We start from the raw sequence: 19,390 nt of genomic DNA, 5'->3' as shown, positions 1-19,390 counted from the left end.
CTCCCGATTTCAACAAGGAAACCGCAATGCCTTTGACCGATCTGCAACACGTCCCCGGCGCCAGCACCGCGCCCGCCGACACCGCCGGCTTCGTGTTCAACCACACCATGCTGCGCGTCAAGGATGCGCAGCGTTCGCTGGACTTCTACACACGCGTGCTGGGCTTTCGCCTGCTGGATGCGCGCGACTTTGCCGATGCCCAGTTCAGCCTGTACTTCCTGGCGCTGCTGCCCGAAGGCACCGCAATCCCGGACGACGATGCCGCACGTCGCCTGTGGATGGCCGGCATCCCCGGCGTGCTCGAACTCACCCACAACCACGGCACCGAAACCCAGGACGGCCCGGTCTACCACGACGGCAACAGCGAGCCGCGCGGCTTCGGCCACATCTGCATCTCGGTACCTGACATCCACGCCGCCTGCGCGCGTTTCGACAGCCTCAAGGTGCCTTACCAGAAACGTCTGGAAGACGGCCGCATGAAGCACCTGGCCTTCATCAAGGACCCGGATGGCTACTGGGTGGAGATCATTTCCAATACGCCGCTGGCGTAACGCATCAAAAAGCCCGGAATCGTTCCGGGCTTTTTATTTCAAACCTGTGTGTCGCCGGCAGTTGCTGCAAAGCGGCGTGCTCAGGCAGGGCGTGTCGGCAGGGATGACTGCCCGCCTGGTTGAACAAACGCCCCGCACTCAGCACGCAGCGCGGCGCGTTGTGTCAGTTCGAGGTCGCAACAGCCTCTCTGTCCGGGAACCACTGCGGCAACCGCTCGGCGAATTTCGCCGCGCATTCGTCGCTGTAGGCTTGTGCGGCTTCTTTGACCAGCGCGTAGTCGTTCGCTTCCCACTCTTCCAGCGAGGCGGTACGCGGTGTCGGCGCGCACTCCAGATTGACCGGGCTCGCCTTGCGCTTCAGAAGGCCGCTGCGCTCTCCGCCGATCGTCACTGCATAGCGCAGCTCGTAAGGCGATTTGGTGTCGGCCAGGCTCTGGTAGACAAGCAACCAATCCGACATCAGCACCTGCAGCGGGAACGGATCCACCGGCAGCGCTGCCGGATGCCCGGTGAAGTAGGTCTTCAGGTGCGCATTGACCGCATCGCGCTGCAATTGATAGCCAGGGTTGCCCAGGCCTTCCATCTTCTCGCCCTTCAGCTGGCCCTTGCCGAAGGCCGACACTGCGATGCCGCGCGCGAACAGGCTAGTGGCGATCTGCAGACCCACCGCCGCACCAGTGTGCCCGCGCCGCACCACCCGTAGCATCTCGTCGCCATTAGGCAGACCGTTGGAACCCACACGCATGCTGGAATGCAACGGAAGCTGCAATGCCCAATCCGCCGACGGTGCAACGACCGCACCGGCATCGCCCTGCGTTTGCGGGGAGGATTGCTGTTGTGTTGTAGCAACCGACACCGTACCCGCAGCTGCGGCGGCGGCATACGTTGTCGCTGTCGAAAAATCGCCGGCGGCAAATGCGGGTATCACGGCCACGGCCTCTGCACCACGCGTGGCTGTACAGAACGCGCTGGACGCACGCATCTGCGCTTCGTGAAAGCCGATGCCGCTGACCTGATGTACAGCTGCATCCTGGCCGTATTGCGTGACCAGCTTGGCAACGAGGGCCTCCTGCTCGACAGGCTGCTGGCCGCACACCTTGGCAGCAGCGATGCGCGACCAGGCAAATTGCAGTGCAGGATCCCAGCCCATCGCATCTTCGCCAACGAACCCGTGGTCGTAGTGATAGGCATAGATGGCAGGATCGATCTCCTGCAGCGTCATTCCACCTTCACCGGCATAGCCCGGCGGCAGGTCTTGCGCAATGGCAAGCCCAGGCAATGCCAGCAGCACCGCCGCGATATACGTTTTCATGAATCCCCGTCCCTATGGATGATTGCGACGCGCTGCATGTCCCCCATGCAGCGCGACCGATGTGCCACGGCACATCAACGCTGTGGCCATCAACAATGCAGGACATCGATTGCCGGGTATGGCACAACCCCACCCGGCAGATCTGCCTGCCGGGATAGTGTGCGCCAGCGAGAGGGCGACCGCAGTCAGGACGGGCCCGACGCGGGTGTCGGGACCGGCCCTGCCTGCGATCACTGCTCAGGCATGCAGGATCCCGCCTGCGCCCGGCTGCCAGTTGCACGGGGTGCGTAAGGCGGCGAGCGTGCGTACCAGTTCGTGGTAGCTCCCGGCCAGCTGCGCGAACAGGCCGGCATCGCTGCAACGCGTGTCGGCCACTTCGAAATAGGCACCGCGCCCCAGATCGATGAAGTAGTCCACGCTGAGCCGACGACGCTGCGCCACGCCCGGAAACAGCCCGGCAATCAACAGACAGCCATCGCCGACATCGCGCAATGCATCGGCACGCACGCTGCCAACCTGATCCTGCGCGTGCAGCCACGCCAGCGCCTGCGTGCGCGAGAGCAAATGCGCATCGCGCTGAAAGCGCAGCAACACAAACACCAGATAGTGCTCGCGTGATTCGTCCAGCGGACGTGCAATCCGCTGCCCCGCCTCACGTACCAACGCTTGCCACAACTCGGCCGGCGCGCCCTGTTTGAAAGACTCGTGCATACGTCCTCCTGCGTGGTGGGACCCTCGGCAAGACAGAAGCATATTCCGGGCCAGACTGTTAGCACTGCCGGTTACCGAGCGCTAACGCGAGCAGTGCCCACGATCCTGAGCAATCGATAGCGAGGAGCCATGCCATCCGCATTTGCGACATCCTTGCAGCGAGACGGGAGATGTTACCCCCCGCGACGCGCCGCTTACTTGCACATACCGCTGGAACACAAGGCACACAACACGGCTCCTGTCACGAGGTAGGCCAGCTGGTGGCGCATGCACCATGCCAGTGGCATCAAACCGCATCCCCATCGCAATGACCGTGCGGTTCTGTCCCACCTCGCTATACCGATGCCTCGGCATGTTGGCGAAACCGTCACCACCGCATGATCGGTCCGAAAAAGTGACTTGGCTCGCGCCGTGAGACATTGGCGTCAAACGAACCCAACTGTGTGATCCCTGTTCGCATTCAAACGCGTGCGTATCTCTAGGATGGCCGCTGCCCGGCAAGCCCCACGCAACTGGACACCATAGTTCTGCGATTGCAACGGCAACATGCGCATGCATGACGCCCAGCCTGTGCCTTCCTCCATCGACGGCCGCAAAACTGCCATGCGAGATCACGACGCGTGTTTTGCGCGCGCTCGCGCCTTCCGGAAGATGTTTGCTTCCGTATCAGGAGTCATTCGAGATGGTTGTAAAAACGTCCACGTTCATTGCGTTACTCGCATCGACACTATTCCTTTCAACTAGCGATGGCGATGCGTCGCCACAATCAGGCACGCCGGGGATGCGTGCACGCGCAGGCGCGGTGATCTCTCCTGCATCTGCGGCCTATCCAGGCCCGGCAGAAGTACCTGCCGGCACCGCGATCACGTTCTGGGCATCACAACCGGTCGATCGCGACGAGACGGTGGTGGTCAGCGGCGGCAACATCAGTCCCACCGCGACAGTGCGGCTTACCCGGCTCGACGATAGCGCGGCAGGCAATCCGCTGGAGACAGCAGACAGCGCCAACAATGGCTGGAGCAGCGTGACTCCGATCCAGGCTACCGAGCAATCGCTCAAGTTCCAACTTCCCGATATCGCGCGTGGCGTCTACGCGTATCAGATCGTCACCGGCAACGGTGCGGGTGCGACGACGCTGGTGAATGCCCCGGACATCTGGTTCGTGCAGGGCAATGTCGGCAGTGGTGCATCGCCGCGTGGCAGGCTCAATGTGTTCGGCACCGCATTGGGCAGGATGTCGGCATCGACCCAGCCTGTGCAGCTTGCGCTGGTCAGGAATGGCACCGTGCAACGCATCCTGATCGCCGACGAATCCAACCCCAAAGAAGGCATGTACGCACAGAGCTTCGCCATTCCGGCCGACATGCCCGAAGGCGATTACGAGTTGTATTTGCATAACGGCTCCGGCGGCCCAAGCGCATGGAGCCGCTATCAGAATTTCGGTGTCGGCGCAGATCGCACCGCTCCGCGTCGCACCATCACCACCGTCAGCATCGCCTATCCGACTAACTGGCCCAACACTCAGTGCAGGGTGGCCCCGGCGATCGGCAATGGCGCACCGGATGATGCGAGCTTTGCCGAGGCACTGGCCTGCGCGGCCAACGGGGGGGTGGTCTCGATTCCCGCCGGCAGATACACCTTGTCCCGGCAATACGCACAAGGATTCGATCAGAAGATTCCCAACCATGTGGTGATCGCTGGCGCGGGCAAGGACGCCACGGTGCTGTCCTTTCCGATTGCCAATAACACCACGTTGTTCAAGGGCAACGGCATCTTTTACACGCCGCCACGTCAACCCAAGTGCGATCAGCAGATCAACTGGGCCACCAACCTGTTTGGCATACGCGACCTGGCCATCGAAGCGCCCGCCATGCGCGAAGGAACCGGCATCGTGTTCGAGCATATGCCGCTGACGGATCTGCGCTCGGTCCCCTTCGTGCGCGATATCCGGCTCACCCTCGGCAGGCAAACCGATCGCACGGCCAGCGGGCCGCTGACGACCGGCATCCAGGCGAGTAATGTGTCCAACCTGCAGATCAGCGGAAACGACATCACCGCCAGCAAGCCGATCACCATGGATAAGCATGTGTACGGCGCCACCGTGCAAAACAACACACTGCGTTGGCACGAGCTGGCACTGACCTTCAATCACGATGTGCAGAACGCGCTCATCACGCACAACCAGCACATCTCCGCCGGTGCGCCGTACCACAAGACGCCGTCGGAACTGGGCTTTGCTGCGCCTGGTCGTGATGTGTATTACGCAGACAATGCCAGCCAGTATCCGCAGGATGCGCAGCAGACCTGGCAGCTGACGATGGACGAAGGCATCGGCAACTATCTTGGCAAGGTCGCTGCCAGCTCTGGCACGACGCTGACGTTGGCCAGCAATGCAAAAGACGTTCCGTATCTGTGCGATCCCGATGGCAACTCGGTGATGATTGTCTCCGGCAAGGGGGCTGGCCAGACGCGTTATCTGATGGGCAATGCATCGCCGCTGGGCAACCGCGTGAACCTGGACCGTGCATGGGACATCCCGCCCGATCAGAGCTCCATCGTCACCATCGTGACGACCAATGGGCGGATGTTGTTCGTCAATAACGACCATGGTGGCGCTGGCCCGATCACCAACTTCTTTCCATCCGCCGACGTCATCCATGCATACAACCGGCTGCATCGCTTTGGTGCTGGAATCGTGCAGCCCACCGGGTTTTATACCGATGCCAACTCGCTACTGGCAGGCTGGCATTCGCAGATGCTCAATAATGAAATTACTGCAGATGCGGTTGCCAACCCGTCCTCGATCGATGGCCAGACGGCAGTATTCAACCTGCAGGGAAGCAACCTGATGATCAGCGAAGGCAATCGAGAAAACGCCTGGTACACCGATGCGGTCACCAACACCGGCATCATCCGCAATAACCGCTTCGCTGCAGGCGCAACTGGCAGCGTGGGCCTTTGGGATCGGGTGAAGAACTCGCTGATCGAGAACAACATCACCCCGGAGGTCCGCATTCAGAACGAAAACGTCAAGGACGCATTGATCCGAGGCAACCGTACGGCAAGCGGGCAAACGTCGCCGGTCATCATGAATGAGCCACGCCCGGACAACGGCAATCTGGTGGTGCCGTAACGCGGATGTTTGCCGGTACGTTGCGTGCCCCTTGGGTCGCAACGTACCGGCTCATCGCCTCACGCGCGCAAATCAGCGCGCTGCACCCACAGCGTGGAGTGGATAACACACCGTAGCAGGCAGTCGTCGGCAGGATTCCGGGCATTGGGTGCGCCCATCGTGCAATGAGCGCAGCCCTTCGACGCGCCGCGCTTACTCCACCGTCACCGACTTGGCCAGATTCCGTGGCTTGTCCACATCGGTGCCGCGTGCCAGCGCGGTGTGATAGGCCAGCAACTGCACCGGGATGGTATGGATCACCGGTGACAGCACGCCGGCGTGGCGCGGGGTACGGATCACGTGCACGCCTTCGGATTCGCTGAAGTGACTGTCCTGGTCGGCGAACACGAACAGCTCGCCACCACGCGCGCGTACTTCCTGCATGTTGGACTTGACCTTTTCCAGCAGGCGATCGTTGGGGGCGATCACCACCACCGGCATCGCCGCGTCCACCAGCGCCAGCGGGCCATGCTTCAACTCACCGGCCGGATACGCCTCGGCGTGGATATAGGAGATTTCCTTGAGCTTGAGCGCGCCTTCCAGCGCGATCGGGTAATGCAGGCCACGGCCGAGAAACAGCGCGTTTTGCTTCGGTGAGAAACGCTCGGCCCAGGCCACGATCTGTGGCTCCAGATTCAAGGCGTGCTGCACGCTGCCAGGCAGAAAACGCAACTGTTCCAGATAATCGGCTTCTTCTGCCGCGCTGATGCGCCCCTGCAACTTGCCCAGCACCATGGTCAGCTGGAACAGCACCGCAAGCTGCGTGGTGAATGCCTTGGTCGAGGCCACCCCGATCTCGGCGCCGGCACGCGTGTAGCAGACCAGTTCGCTGGCGCGTGGGATGGCGCTTTCCGGCACGTTGCAGATCGACAGCGTGTGCAGATGCCCCAGCGATTTGGCGTATTTCAGCGCCTCCATCGTGTCCAGCGTTTCGCCGGATTGAGAGATGGTGACGATCAGATGTTTGGGGTTGGCATAGGCGGCGCGATAGCGGTATTCGCTGGCGATCTCCACGCTGCACGGCAAACCGGCAATGGCCTCGATCCAGTAGCGCGCGGTCATGCCGGCGTAGTAACTGGTGCCGCATGCCAGGATCTGCACGCCTTCGATATCGCGCAACACCGCTTCGGCATGCGCGCCGAACAAAGAGGCAGGAAATCCTTTCGCATCGATCGCCGCCTCGATGGTATCGGCAAGCGCGCGCGGCTGCTCGTGGATTTCCTTCTGCATGAAGTGGCGGAACGGGCCCAGTTCCAGCGAGGCCAGCGACACATCCGACAGATGCAGCGGGCGTTGGACCGGCGCATCGTTGCCATCGAAGATCCGCACGCCGTCGCGGCGCAATTCGGCCGTGTCGCCCTCTTCCAGGAAGATCACCTGGCGGGTGGCCTGCACGATGGCCGAGACGTCGGAGGCGACGAAGTTCTCGCCCTCGCCCACGCCGATCAGCAACGGGCAGCCCATGCGCGCGCAGACGAAACGCTCCGGTTCGGCCTGGCTCATTACCGCCAGCGCGTAGGCGCCGGTGAGTTCCTTCACTGTGCGCTGCAGTGCGCTGAGTAGATCGCCCGCATCGGCCAGATGGTGATGGATCAGATGCGCGATGACTTCGGTATCGGTCTGCGACTCGAAGGTGTAACCGAGCGCGCGCAGCTTCTCGCGCTGCTGCTCGTGGTTTTCGATGATGCCGTTATGCACCAGTGCCACGCCGGCACTGATATGCGGGTGCGCATTCGCCTCGGTGACACCGCCGTGGGTGGCCCAGCGCGTGTGGCCGATGCCCAGCGTCGCGCCGAACTGCTCGGCCTGCGCCGCCTGCGCCATCTCGGCCACGCGTCCGGTGCGGCGCACGCGGCGTACCTGCGCGCCATCGAGTACCGCGATGCCGGAAGAATCGTAGCCGCGGTATTCCAGGCGCTTGAGTCCTTCGATCAGGACCGGAACCACGTCGCGCCCGGCGATCGCTCCGACAATGCCGCACATAGGCCAACCCTTGAGAAATAAGCCACTCAGTTTAACGTGTCCGATCTTGTCCACTCCATGACCGTGCCCGGACAGCGTGTCCGCGCCGGTGTCCGCGGACATCGCGGACACCGGCAGCTGGCGCACAAAACACATGTATTTCAACAACTTGAGAACTGGCACAGGTTCTGCTTCAACGCAGTGACGCCATCAAGCCAGCCGATATGATTCGCGATACTTCTGCCCAGGATCAGGTTCTCCGTACACCCGCCCAGGGCGCGCCATGGCGGCGTTGGCTGTGGCCCGGCATCGGCGTGGTGGCGGTGCTGGCCGGCATCGGCTGGGCGGTCAGCGCATGGAGCGCCGGCAGTCGCTCGTTCGATGCCGGCCGGGTGCGTATCGCCACGGTCGGCCAGGGCGACCTGGTGCGCGACATCGCCGCCGATGGCCGCGTCATCGCCGCCAACAGCCCGGTGCTGTACGCCATCTCCGCCGGCACGGTGACGCTGAGCGTGGTGGCCGGCGACGTGGTCAAGCAGGGCCAGGAGCTGGCGCGCATCGACAGCCCCGAGCTGCGCAGCAAGCTGGCGCAGGAGCAGGCCACGCTGGCCGGCCTGGAAGCCGAATCCAGCCGCACCGCCCTGGACGCGAACCTGGCGCGTGCCAACGCCAGCAAGCTCACCGACCAGGCCAAGATCGACAAGCAGGCAGCCGCACGCGACCTGGAACGCTACCAGCGCGGTTATGACGGTGGCGCCGTGCCGCAAGTGGAGTTGGCCAAGGCGCAGGACACCTTGAAGAAGACCGACATCGACCTGCAGCACGCCCAGCGCGATGCCTCATTGAAGAGCCAGGGCGCGGATCTGGATTCGCGCAACAAGCGCCTGCTGGCGGATCGCCAACGCGCGGTAGTGGCCGAGGTGCAGCGCCAGGTAGATGCGCTCACGCTGCTATCGCCGTTCGATGGTCAGGTCGGCCAGGTACAAGCGGTGCAGCACACACAAGTCGCCGCTAACGCGCCGATCCTGGGCGTGGTGGATCTGTCCAACTTCGAAGTGGAGATCAAGGTGCCGGAAAGCTTCGCGCGCGATCTGGCGATCGGCATGCCCGCGCAGCTCACCAGCGGCAGCGGCGAGCCGTTTCCGGGCGCCATCTCGGCGGTATCGCCGGAAGTGGTCAATGGCGAAGTCACCGCACGTATCCGCTTCACCGACAAGCAGCCGCCGGGCCTGCGCCAGAGCCAGCGCATGAGCGCGCGCGTGGTGATGGACACGCGGCGCAATGTGCTCAAGGTCGAACGCGGCCCGTTCGTCGAACAATCCGGCGGCAGCTACGCCTACGTGATGGACGGCAACACCGCGGTGCGCCGCCCCGTGCGCATGGGCGTCAGCAGCCTGGGCGAGGTGCAGGTGCTGTCCGGGCTGCAGGTCGGCGACCGTGTGGTGGTGGCGGGCGCGGATAACTTTGGCGATGCACCACGCGTCACCGTTCACTGAGCGCGGCGATCCATCTGCCCGCGCGCGCCGTGCGGCAGGTGCCCGGAAGCCTCATGTAACACCTGCAGATTCCGCGTCCGCAACCGCCTGGCGACTACTCGCCACGCATTGCTGGCCACCCTGAATCCCGTTCGCACTCCTCTTTTTGCAAGGACTCGGCAATGCTCAAGATGCAATCGGTCTCCAAGGTCTTCCGTACCGAACAGGTGGAAACGCACGCGCTGCGCTCGCTGGACCTGCATGTGCGCGAAGGCGAATTCGTTGCGGTCACCGGCCCTTCCGGCTCGGGCAAGACCACCTTCCTCAACCTGGCCGGGCTGCTGGAGACTTTCACCAGCGGGCAATACCTGCTCGACGGCGAAGACGTCAGCCATCTGTCCGACGACGCGCGTTCGCGCCTGCGCAACCAGAAGATCGGCTTCATCTTCCAGGGCTTCAACCTGATCCCCGATCTCAACCTGTTCGACAACGTCGATGTGCCGCTGCGCTACCGCGGCATGGCCGCGGCCGAGCGCAAGCGGCGCATCGAGGACGCGCTGGGCCGGGTCGGGCTGGGTTCGCGGATGAAGCATTACCCGTCCGAGCTGTCAGGCGGCCAGCAACAGCGCGCGGCGATCGCGCGTGCGCTGGCCGGTAGCCCGCGCCTGCTGCTGGCCGATGAACCGACCGGCAACCTGGACTCGCAGATGGCGCGCGGGGTGATGGAACTGCTGGAAGAAATCAACGCGCAAGGTTCGACCATCGTCATGGTCACCCACGATCCGGAACTGGCCGCGCGCGCGCAGCGCAACGTGCACATCGTCGATGGCCAGGCCACTGACCTGCAGCGCGAACCGGTGCTGGGGCACGCCGCGATCGGCGCCAACCCCAACGTCGCGCGCTGAGCGAACGCAACCGGCCCGGCGCTGCGCGCCATCGCCATCCCACCCATCGTCGCTACCTGCAGCGCCCGACCCGGAGCCACCTCATGTTCGGCTATTACTTCCGCCTCGCCTTGCGCAGCTTCCGCCGCAACAAGGTCCTCACCGCGCTGATGGTGCTGGCCATCGCGCTTGGCATCGGCGCCAGCATGACCACGCTGACCGTGTTCTACGTGCTCTCCGGCGATCCGATCCCGCAGAAGAGCGACCGGCTGTTCTACGTGCAGGTCGATGCGCAGCCGAAGGCCGGCTTCCAGCCCGGCGAGGAGCCGGACTTCCAGAACACGCGCTACGACGCCGAAACGCTGCTGCGCGAGAAACGCGCCAAGCGGCAGGCGATCATGACCGGCGGGTCGGCGGCGATCGAGCCGCTCAGGAGCGGGCTGAAACCGTTCAAGTCGGAAGTACGGCTTACCTCAGCGGATTTCTTCCCGATGTTCGACACGCCGTTCCTGTACGGCCACGGCTGGACCGGTACGGAAGACGAACGCCACGAGCGGGTGGCGGTCATCAGCAAGAAGCTCAACGAGAAGCTGTACGACGGCGCCAACAGCGTCGGCCGCGAACTGCGCATGGACCAGAACACGTTCCGCATCGTCGGCGTGCTGGACACCTGGGCCCCCAATCCGCGCTTCTACGACATCACCAACACTTACGGTTCGGACGAACAGGCCTACCTGCCGTTCTCAGTCGCGATGGACCTGAAGATAGACCGCAACGGCAACATGAACTGCTTCGGCGACAGCAACGGCGATCAGACCTCGCTCAATGCGCCTTGCACCTGGATGCAGTACTGGGCGGAATTGGAGAGCCCGGCGCAGGCCGCCGATTACAAGGCCTACCTAGAGAACTACTCCAACCAGCAGCGCGCCGCCGGCCGCTTCCAGCGTCCGAACAACGTGCGCCTGCGCAACGTGATGCAGTGGCTGGACCACAACGAAGTGGTGCCGGGCGACGTGCGCCTGCAGCTGTGGCTGGCGATGGGTTTTCTTTTGGTATGCCTGCTCAATACCGTCGGTCTGCTGCTGGCCAAGTTCCTGCGCCGCAGCGGCGAGATCGGCGTGCGCCGCGCGCTGGGCGCCTCGCGCCGTGCGATCTTCGCGCAGTGTCTGGTCGAAGCCGGCACCATCGGCCTGGCCGGCGGCATCGCCGGTCTCGGCCTGGCCGTGCTCGGCCTGTGGGCCGTGCGCCAGCAGCCCTCCAGCTACGCCAAGCTCGCCCATCTGGACCCTACGATGCTGGCACTGACCTTCGCCCTGGCCCTGGCCGCCAGTCTGCTGGCCGGCCTGCTGCCGGCCTGGCGCGCGATCCAGGTGGCGCCGGCGCTGCAGCTCAAATCGTCCTGATCATCGCCCCCGCCGCACGGCGGCGGGCAGACCGCCAACGAAGGTCCCTCACAAGGTTATCTCCATGGACATCCGCCCCATCCTTTCCACCCTGCGCCGGCACAAGACCGCCGCCGCGCTGATCGTGCTCGAGATCGCGCTGGCCTGCGCGATCGTCTGCAATGCGCTGTTCCTGATCGGCAACCGCATCGAGACCCTGCACCGGCCCAGCGGCATCGCCGAGTCGGAACTGGTGACGGTCTCGCTCGGCGGCATCGGCCAGCAGGTCAATGCGGCCGCGCGCACCCGCGAGGATCTGGCCGCGTTGCGCGCCGTGCCGGGCGTGCGCAACGCGACCGTGCTCAACCAGGTGCCGTTCGTGCACTACTCCTCGAACACCAGCCTGTCGCTGACCCCGGACCAGGAGCGGCCCACCCTCAACGGGGCGCAGTACATGGCCGAGGAAGGCACGCTGCAGACCCTGGGGCTGCAGTTGGTGGGCGGGCGCGACTTCACGCCCGACGAATACCTCGATCTGGAAATCGCGAAAACCGACAGGGACGCGCAGAAAAAAGGTACCGCCATCATTCTCAATCGCGCCACCGCGGAGAAGATGTTCCCCGGGCAGAATGCCCTCGGCAAGACCCTCTATATCGGACAGATCCCGGTGCGCGTGGTCGGCATCGTCGACACGCTGGCGCGGCCGGCCGCGACCAGCGGCCTGGCCGAGATCGACTACGCGATGCTGCTGCCGCTGCGCCTGAACTACACCAAGGGCCTGTACGTGCTGCGCGTCACCGACCCGGCGCGGCGCCAGGAAGTGCTCACCGCGGCGACTGCGGCGCTGATGAAGGTGGACAGCAGCCGCCTGGTGCTGAAACAGCAGACCTATGCCGAGATCCGCGACGAATACTTCCAGAGTGACCGCGCGATGGTCTGGCTGCTCGGTGCTGTGTGCATCGCGCTACTGATCGTCACCGCACTGGGCATCGTTGGCCTGGCCAGCTTCTGGGTACAACAACGCACCAAACAAATTGGTATCCGCCGCGCACTGGGCGCCACACGCGGCCAGATCCTGCGCTATTTCCAGATCGAAAACTTTCTGCTGGCCTCGGTCGGTATCGTGCTCGGCATGTTGCTGGCTTACTCGATCAATGTCTGGTTGATGGCCCGCTACGAGCTACCACGCCTGCCACTGCTGTATCTGCCGATCGGCGCGCTGCTGCTTTGGGTGCTGGGCCAGATCGCGGTGTTCTGGCCCGCCCGCCGCGCCGCGCTGGTGCCGCCGGCAGTGGCCACGCGTAGCGCGTGAGATGACCCGGATGCCGATCGACACCAGCAAAGGTCTTCGGTGATGTTCCGCTATTGCCTGCGGCTGGCGTGGCGTAGCCTGTGGCGCACCCCGATTGCCAGCGCACTGATGGTGCTGGCAATCGGTCTGGGCATTGGTGCGAGCATGACCATGCTGACCGTGCTGCATGTCATGTCGCGCGACCCGTTGCCGGCAAAAAGTCAGGTGCTCTACACGCCGCACCTGGACCCGTTACCAACCGACCTTCCCCGTGCGCAGGAATGGGGCGACCCCTCCGACAACCTGACATGGCCGGATGCAATGGCCTTGCTGCGGGCAGCGCCGGCTGTCCATCAAGCGGCAATGGCGAGCGGACAATCGCTGATCTGGCCGATGCAGGCCGCCACAGCGCCGCTCGACCTCAACGGCCGCTATACAACGGCAGCGTTCTTTACGTTGTTCGGCATCCCGCTACAACAGGGGAACAGCTGGAGCACCCACGACGACCAGAATCATGCGCGCCTGATCGTATTGAGCCAGCGGCTGGCGAACACCTTGTTCGGGTCGCGCGACCCGATCGGCCAGACGGTCGCCATCGGCGAGCAGCGCGTCGGCTTTCGCATCGTCGGTGTCATTGGCACATGGCATCCGCAACCGTTGTTCTATGCCGATCCAGGCCGCAAGGGTGCCTTCGGTGATCAGGACGAATTCTTTGTTCCGCTATCGACAGCGATGGAACTGGAGCTGGCGACCGGCAACAGCATCAGCAATTGGGAGACGCGCAGCGACAGTGGCGTCAAGCAACTCGAAAGCCCCTCCACCAGCTGGCTGCAGTTCTGGGCGCAGCTGGATACCCCACAGCAAGTCGCTGCCTACGAGCGTTTTCTCTACGACTACGCCGCGACCCAATATGCCAGCGGCCGCTTTCAGCGCCCGCCACAGACGGCCCGCCTGTATTCGCTGATGGGTTGGCTGGCGCACCTGCAGATGGTGCCGGATGACCTGCGCCTGCAGACGCTGTTGGCACTGGGATTTCTGTGGGTCTGCCTGATCAACGTGGTCGCCTTGTTGCTGGCAAAGTTTTTGCGGCGCAGTGGGGAAATCGGCGTGCGTCGTGCGCTCGGCGCTCGACGCCACCACGTGTTGCTGCAGTTCGCCACCGAAGCAGCGTTGATCGGAGGATTGGGCGGCTTGCTGGGCATCGCCATTGCCCAGGCAGGGCTTTGGAGTGTGCGCCAGCGCCCCGACGACTATGCCGCGCTGGCCCATCTCGATACGCCCATGCTGCTGAGCACCGTCGTGCTGGCCATCGTAGCCGCCCTGTTGGCCGGGCTGCTGCCGGCGTGGCGGGCCAGCCGCGTCAATCCGGCCCTGCAGATCAAGGACGTCTGAGATGCGCGTACCACTTCGCCCGATGCTTTCCAGCCTGGCACATCACCGGCTCACCGCCGGGCTGTTGGCCTTGCAGGTGGCACTCAGCTGCGCCTTCGTCACCAACGCGGTCTTTTTGATCGGCGACCGGGTCGACAGGCTGCGGACGCCGAGCGGCCTGCCCGAAGACGAAGTCTCGCTGATCTCCGTGCGCGGCCTAAACAACAAGGCCGATGCGCAAGCACAATGGCAAGCCGACGTGATCGCGCTGCGCGGCATCCCCGGCGTCACGGCGGCCACCGCGATCGGCGCGACCCTTCCGCTGTCGGGCGGTGCCGACGACAGCGGCATCTGTGCCGATCAGCGCGCATTGGAGCGCGCGATCGCACTCCGTTCGAGCGGCGCTGCCGGCTGCGTGGATGTCAGCGCTTACACCGGTTCACCCGGGTTTGTGCAGGCCCTGGGCGCGCGCCTGATCGCCGGCCGCGATTTCCATCCGGCCGAGTACTCGACCTCCACGCCGAGCGCGACCATCATTACCCGCGCGCTGGCACAGCAACTGTGGCCGGGGCAAGTGGCGGTCGGCAAGACACTCTACGGATGGGAGAGCCGAAGCACGGTCGTCGGCGTGGTGGAGGATGTGCTGCGGCCGAGACTGCGCAAGGCCGAGCTCGATCATCTGGTCGCCTTGTCGCCGCAGCTACCCACCGGCAATCAGACGCACTATCTGCTGCGCAGCGCCCCGCAAGATCGCCGCCGCGTATTGGCGCAGGCGGCTGTCGTGCTTGCCACATCAGGACCGCTGCGGATCATCCCCGCCGACAAGCAACGCAGTTTTGCGCAGGTGCGCGCACGCTATTTCCAGCGCGACACGACGATGATCGGCCTGTTGCTTGCGGCCACCACGGGCCTGCTGTTCGTCACCGCGCTGGGCATCGCAGGACTGGCCAGTTTCTGGGTGCAACAGCGTCGCCGGCAGATCGGTATCCGCCGCGCCATCGGAGCGACCCGCCGCGACATCCTGCGCTACTTCCAGGCAGAGAATATGCTGATCGTCGGCAGCGGCAGCGCGTTGGGCATGCTGCTGGCGCTGCTGCTCAACCAATGGCTGATGCTTCGCTACGACGCTGTCCGCTTGCCGCCGATGTACGTGCCAGCCGGCGCGGTGGCCCTGTTGTTGCTCGGCCAGCTCGCGGTGCTATGGCCAGCACGGCGCGCCGCAGCGGTGGCACCTGCGGTGGCCACGCGCACGGCATGAGCCACCCGAGCGGCCCGACAACGGCACGACAATCCCTCGCGTGGCTGCGATGATGCGTGCTGCTTGCTCCGTTCGCTCGTTTATGACCGCAACCCGACAAGGCTTCCGATGCCGCAGATCCTGATCATCGACGACAACACCGCCGTGGCCACTGCGCTGGAGGTGCTGTTTTCGCTGCACGACATCGATGCACGGCACGCGCATTCTCCGCAGGCCGGATTGGCGCTGCTGGACGAGCAGGGGTTCGACCTGGTGATCCAGGACATGAACTTCAGCGCCGACACCACCTCCGGCGAGGAAGGCGAAGCCTTGTTCACCCAGATCCGTCAGCGCCACCCGGATCTGCCGGTGATCCTGCTCACCGCCTGGACCCATCTGGGCAGCGCGGTAGGCCTGGTCAAGGCCGGTGCCGCCGACTACATCGCCAAGCCCTGGGACGACACCAAGCTGCTGACCACGGTCAACAACCTGCTGGAACTCTCCGAAGCGCGCCGCGAACTGGAGCGCCGTCGCGAGCGTGAGCGACGTGGCCGCGAACAACTGACCCAGCGTTACGATCTGCGTGGCGCCGTGTTTGCCGACCCGGCCAGCGAACGCGCGATCGCGCTCGCCTGCCAGGTCGCGCGCTCGGCGCTGCCGGTGCTGATCACCGGCCCCAACGGCAGCGGCAAGGAGAAGATCGCCGAGATCATCCAGGCCAACTCGCCGGCAAAAAATGGCCCGTTTATCGCACTCAACTGCGGTGCGCTGCCTGGCGAATTGATCGAGGCCGAATTGTTCGGCGCCGAAGCCGGCGCCTACACCGGCGCCAACAAGGCACGCGAAGGCAAGTTCGAAGCGGCCGACGGCGGCACCCTGTTCCTGGACGAAATTGGCAACCTGCCGTTGGCCGGGCAGATGAAGTTGCTGCGCGTGCTGGAAACCGGCCGCTACGAGCGCCTGGGCTCCAACCGCGAACGGCACGCCAAGGTGCGCGTGGTCAGCGCCACCAACGCCGATCTACAGGCGATGATCCGCGATGGCAGCTTCCGCGAAGACCTGTACTACCGCCTCAACACCGTGGAAATCGCCCTGCCCGCACTGGCCGAACGCCCCGGCGATATCGGGCCGTTGGCCGAACACTTCCTGGCCGGCGAAAAACCGCTGTCCACGCAGGCGCGTGATGCCTTGCAGCGACACCCCTGGCCGGGCAATGTGCGCGAGCTGCGCAATGTGCTGCAACGTGCGTCCCTGCTTGCGCAAGGTGCGCGCATCGAAGCCAGCGACCTGAACTTGCCGCGCACCACTGCGCCACGCCCGGCCGCGCCCGCAGCCGGCGAGCCGGATCGCGCCCGCATCGAGCAGGCACTGGCGCGCGCCCAGGGCGTCATCGCCCAGGCTGCCGCCGAGCTGGGATTGAGCCGGCAGGCGCTGTACCGTCGCATGGACCGCTACGGCATCACTTCGGAATGAGTCCCGGCATGCGGCAGCGCTCTTTCACTTTCTCGCTGTTCTTGCGGCTATTGCCGGTGTTGGCGCTGGCCGCCGCGCTGCCCTGGTTCATGGCGTACTGGCTGGACCGTGGCTGGGAAGTGGCCGTGGTGTCGGCGGTGCTGCTGCTGTCGGCGATGTGGTTCAGCCTCAGCCGCGCCACCGCACCGATGCGCTCGCTGTTCCGCGCACTGGCCGGCACCACCAGCAGCTACCGCGATGGCGAATACAACTTCGGCGTGTACTGGCGCGGCACCGACGAATTGGCGCAACTGGTGCAGGCGCACGCAGAGTTGGGCGATGTGTTGCGCGCGCAACGGCGCGACCTGGTGCAACGCGAATTGATGCTCGACACCATGCTGCAGAACACCCCGGTGGCGATGCTGCTGGTGGTGGCCGGTGGCGATGGCATGCGCCGCATTGGTTTTTCCAACAACGCGGCACGCAAACTGCTGCATGAGGGCCGCAAGCTCGAAGGCCAGCATCTGGACGATGTGCTCGGCCGCATGCCGGACGAACTGCGCGATGCACTGGCACGCGGTGGCGATTGCCTGTTTGCGGTACGCGAGGATGGCGATGACGAAGACGACGAACAGATCTATCACCTGTCACGGCGCAGCTTCCATCTCAACGGACGCAGCCACGAACTGTTGCTGATCCGCACCCTGACCACCGAATTGCGTCGCCAGGAAGTGCAGACCTGGAAGAAGGTCATCCGCGTGATCAGCCACGAGTTGAACAATTCGCTGGCGCCGATCGCCTCGCTGGCGCACTCCGGTGCCGAGTTGCTGCGTCGCGAACGCACCGACCGGCTGGGCACGGTGTTCGAAACCATCGAAGAACGCGCACGTCATCTGGAAGGTTTCATCCGCGGCTACGCACGCTTTGCCAAGTTGCCGCAGCCGCAATTGCAGACCATCGACTGGGCGCCGTTTCTGGAACGTTTGCGGCAGCAGATTCCGTTCCAGCTGCAAGGCGCACTCACCGATGTCTGCAGCCGCATCGATGCCGCGCAGATCGAGCAGGCGCTGCTCAACCTGCTCAAGAACGCGCACGAAGCCTGCAGCGAAGTGCAGCCACCCAACAGCGATGTCGCCGTGCGCGTCACGCGCGTGCCGCAATGGCTGCGGATCGAAGTGCTCGACCGCGGCAACGGCATGAACGAGGCGGTATTGCACAATGCCTTGATGCCGTTTTACTCGACAAAACGCAATGGCACCGGGCTGGGCCTTGCACTCACGCGCGAGATCGCCGAGGCGCACGGCGGCCGCATCTCGTTGCATAACCGCGAACACGGCGGCCTGTGCGTCACCTTGTTGCTGCCGGCTGCGACCGCAGGCTAATTCGCTGCGACCGATTTCGAACGCGAATGCTGGCGGTTCTGCGGTGTCGCAGGCACACGATGGCGCACCCGATCGGACGACCCCTCACCGGTGCGGATGCACCACGCCGGCAAACCATCGTTTCGGCAAACGCATTCGCGTTGCTGACAGCGCATCGCAAACGGCGGCCTGATCTCCGCCTTCAGTCGCCGCCAAGCGTGGCACGCTCTTCGATGCGCGGCTTCTTCAGTGCGCCACAGGCATCGTCCGCCCCCGTCGTCCGGGTGGCGGCAATCGCACGGTAGTAGCCGACGCCCACCGTATTGTCGAAAAACTGCCCGCCCTGCGAGGGACATTCGCCATCGGGCTTGAACCAGTCCGAAAACGCCGCGTACTTGCCCGCCCTGACGAAGCGGTTGCCCGCCACGTACGTGTTGTCCGACGCATCGCGGGTGCGCACCGCGTCGCCGTTGATGTCGCTGAAGGTATTGCCCTCGATGCGATTGCCCGACGAATGCCGCGCCAGGTAGATCGCATGGACGAAACCGGAGGTCTTGGTGTCGTTTTCGATCGACACGAAGCGATTCTTTTCGATGCGGTTGTCGCGCGAATTCTGCAGCCGGATTGCCGCAAACGCGTAATCCGCTTCGCTACTGTGGCCATACAGGCCACCGATGCGCTCAAACGTCATGTCGCGGATGACATTGCCGCTGTTGCCGTCGTCGCCACGCTTGCTGCTGCCCAGATCCAGCGCCATCCAGTAATGGCTGACCTTCAAACCTTCGAAGGTCAATCGCGTCGCGGTATCTTTTCCACCTTTCAAGGTGAACCAGGTGGCGCCACCGCGCCCGTCGAACAGTGGTGGCGTTGCGGCGCCAGGGGTGGCGATAAAGCGGATGGGCGCGCCATTGGTGAAGGTCCATTGCACGGACTGGCCGGGATAGGTGCCTGCGGCGATCAGCACGTCTACCGCACCGGTCGGCCGCCGCTCCAACAGGTGCTGCTGGGCCGCGCCAAGGCTGCGCAGCGCCGTCGACGCGCTGGTGCCGGCGGCAGCATCGTTGCCATCGGGCGCCAGATACAACCGATAGGCCTGTGCATGGAGCGCACCGGGCAGCCCGGCTGCCACCATCAGCAAGAACATCGCCAGTAACAAGCACCGCCGGGTTTGCATTGCGCACCTCGTGATCAGTTGTGCCCTACATCGTCTATCGGTGTCGGCGCTGCCG

General features: G+C 64.4%; 14 protein-coding genes. 10 read left to right on the top strand and 4 right to left on the bottom strand.

From position 1 onward, the window contains the following. The first annotated feature begins 26 nt into the window (after positions 1-26). The gene (gene gloA / locus GGR61_RS09155) at positions 27-551 is read left to right on the top strand and encodes a lactoylglutathione lyase (RefSeq protein ID WP_184408840.1); all 525 of its coding nucleotides are present in this window, start codon (positions 27-29) and stop codon (positions 549-551) included. A gap of 163 nt (positions 552-714) precedes the next feature. Here gloA and GGR61_RS09150 read toward each other — a convergent pair whose 3' ends face one another. After that, positions 715-1,863, bottom strand: a complete 1,149-nt coding sequence (locus GGR61_RS09150) for a hypothetical protein (RefSeq protein ID WP_184621200.1) — start codon at positions 1,861-1,863, stop codon at positions 715-717. A gap of 237 nt (positions 1,864-2,100) precedes the next feature. Beyond that, positions 2,101-2,574, bottom strand: coding sequence for a hypothetical protein (locus tag GGR61_RS09145; RefSeq protein WP_184408842.1), 474 nt, complete (start codon positions 2,572-2,574; stop codon positions 2,101-2,103). A 781-nt stretch (positions 2,575-3,355) separates the two neighbouring features. Here GGR61_RS09145 and GGR61_RS09140 point away from each other — a divergent pair. After that, positions 3,356-5,707, top strand: coding sequence for a hypothetical protein (locus GGR61_RS09140; protein ID WP_184621199.1), 2,352 nt, complete (start codon positions 3,356-3,358; stop codon positions 5,705-5,707). 192 nt (positions 5,708-5,899) lie between these two features. On the opposite strand, the gene glmS is transcribed toward GGR61_RS09140, so the two are convergent. After that, entirely contained in the window at positions 5,900-7,729 is a 1,830-nt protein-coding gene (gene glmS / locus GGR61_RS09135) for a glutamine--fructose-6-phosphate transaminase (isomerizing) (protein WP_184409189.1), read from the bottom strand. Positions 7,730-7,932: 203 nt separating this feature from the next. On the opposite strand from glmS, the gene GGR61_RS09130 reads away from it, so the two are divergent. The 8 genes from GGR61_RS09130 (at position 7,933) to GGR61_RS09095 (ending at position 18,182) form a co-directional block, all read left to right on the top strand. Further along, complete coding sequence (locus GGR61_RS09130) at positions 7,933-9,204, top strand: efflux RND transporter periplasmic adaptor subunit (RefSeq protein WP_184621198.1); 1,272 nt, start codon at positions 7,933-7,935, stop codon at positions 9,202-9,204. Positions 9,205-9,365: 161 nt separating this feature from the next. Then, positions 9,366-10,088: an ABC transporter ATP-binding protein gene (locus GGR61_RS09125; protein WP_101362174.1), complete on the top strand. Its 723-nt coding sequence runs from the start codon at positions 9,366-9,368 to the stop codon at positions 10,086-10,088. Between the two features lie 83 nt (positions 10,089-10,171). Then, a complete protein-coding gene (locus tag GGR61_RS09120) occupies positions 10,172-11,470 on the top strand; it encodes an ABC transporter permease (RefSeq protein ID WP_184621197.1) in 1,299 nt (432 codons plus the stop codon). A gap of 64 nt (positions 11,471-11,534) precedes the next feature. Continuing rightward, positions 11,535-12,761: an FtsX-like permease family protein gene (locus tag GGR61_RS09115; RefSeq protein ID WP_184621196.1), complete on the top strand. Its 1,227-nt coding sequence runs from the start codon at positions 11,535-11,537 to the stop codon at positions 12,759-12,761. Positions 12,762-12,803: 42 nt separating this feature from the next. Beyond that, on the top strand, positions 12,804-14,132 hold the full coding sequence (locus tag GGR61_RS09110; RefSeq protein ID WP_184621195.1) for an ABC transporter permease: 1,329 nt from the start codon (positions 12,804-12,806) through the stop codon (positions 14,130-14,132). Position 14,133: 1 nt separating this feature from the next. After that, positions 14,134-15,369, top strand: a complete 1,236-nt coding sequence (locus tag GGR61_RS09105) for an FtsX-like permease family protein (protein WP_184621194.1) — start codon at positions 14,134-14,136, stop codon at positions 15,367-15,369. 108 nt (positions 15,370-15,477) lie between these two features. After that, positions 15,478-16,821 (top strand): sigma-54 dependent transcriptional regulator, encoded by a 1,344-nt coding sequence (locus GGR61_RS09100; protein ID WP_184621193.1) that lies wholly within the window; start codon positions 15,478-15,480, stop codon positions 16,819-16,821. A gap of 8 nt (positions 16,822-16,829) precedes the next feature. Further along, on the top strand, positions 16,830-18,182 hold the full coding sequence (locus GGR61_RS09095) for a HAMP domain-containing sensor histidine kinase (RefSeq protein WP_184409141.1): 1,353 nt from the start codon (positions 16,830-16,832) through the stop codon (positions 18,180-18,182). Between the two features lie 181 nt (positions 18,183-18,363). Here GGR61_RS09095 and GGR61_RS09090 read toward each other — a convergent pair whose 3' ends face one another. Next, positions 18,364-19,305 (bottom strand): right-handed parallel beta-helix repeat-containing protein, encoded by a 942-nt coding sequence (locus tag GGR61_RS09090; protein WP_260287404.1) that lies wholly within the window; start codon positions 19,303-19,305, stop codon positions 18,364-18,366. Positions 19,306-19,390: the final 85 nt, after the last annotated feature.

The organism is Xanthomonas sp. 3058 (genome assembly GCF_014199765.1).
GTDB classification, from domain to species: domain Bacteria; phylum Pseudomonadota; class Gammaproteobacteria; order Xanthomonadales; family Xanthomonadaceae; genus Xanthomonas; species Xanthomonas campestris_B.
The sequence above is the reverse complement of the archived record's forward strand: the minus strand, read 5'-3'. Positions and strand labels throughout refer to the sequence as shown.

Bases quoted from the DNA above. Each gene is read 5' to 3' on its own strand.
- gloA (WP_184408840.1), top strand. From the start codon at position 27: ATGCCTTTGACCGATCTGCAACACGTCCCCGGCGCCAGCACCGCGCCC.
- GGR61_RS09150 (WP_184621200.1), bottom strand. From the start codon at position 1,863: ATGAAAACGTATATCGCGGCGGTGCTGCTGGCATTGCCTGGGCTTGCC.
- GGR61_RS09145 (WP_184408842.1), bottom strand. From the start codon at position 2,574: ATGCACGAGTCTTTCAAACAGGGCGCGCCGGCCGAGTTGTGGCAAGCG.
- GGR61_RS09140 (WP_184621199.1), top strand. From the start codon at position 3,356: ATGCGTGCACGCGCAGGCGCGGTGATCTCTCCTGCATCTGCGGCCTAT.
- glmS (WP_184409189.1), bottom strand. From the start codon at position 7,729: ATGTGCGGCATTGTCGGAGCGATCGCCGGGCGCGACGTGGTTCCGGTC.
- GGR61_RS09130 (WP_184621198.1), top strand. From the start codon at position 7,933: ATGATTCGCGATACTTCTGCCCAGGATCAGGTTCTCCGTACACCCGCC.
- GGR61_RS09125 (WP_101362174.1), top strand. From the start codon at position 9,366: ATGCTCAAGATGCAATCGGTCTCCAAGGTCTTCCGTACCGAACAGGTG.
- GGR61_RS09120 (WP_184621197.1), top strand. From the start codon at position 10,172: ATGTTCGGCTATTACTTCCGCCTCGCCTTGCGCAGCTTCCGCCGCAAC.
- GGR61_RS09115 (WP_184621196.1), top strand. From the start codon at position 11,535: ATGGACATCCGCCCCATCCTTTCCACCCTGCGCCGGCACAAGACCGCC.
- GGR61_RS09110 (WP_184621195.1), top strand. From the start codon at position 12,804: ATGTTCCGCTATTGCCTGCGGCTGGCGTGGCGTAGCCTGTGGCGCACC.
- GGR61_RS09105 (WP_184621194.1), top strand. From the start codon at position 14,134: ATGCGCGTACCACTTCGCCCGATGCTTTCCAGCCTGGCACATCACCGG.
- GGR61_RS09100 (WP_184621193.1), top strand. From the start codon at position 15,478: ATGCCGCAGATCCTGATCATCGACGACAACACCGCCGTGGCCACTGCG.
- GGR61_RS09095 (WP_184409141.1), top strand. From the start codon at position 16,830: ATGCGGCAGCGCTCTTTCACTTTCTCGCTGTTCTTGCGGCTATTGCCG.
- GGR61_RS09090 (WP_260287404.1), bottom strand. From the start codon at position 19,305: ATGTTCTTGCTGATGGTGGCAGCCGGGCTGCCCGGTGCGCTCCATGCA.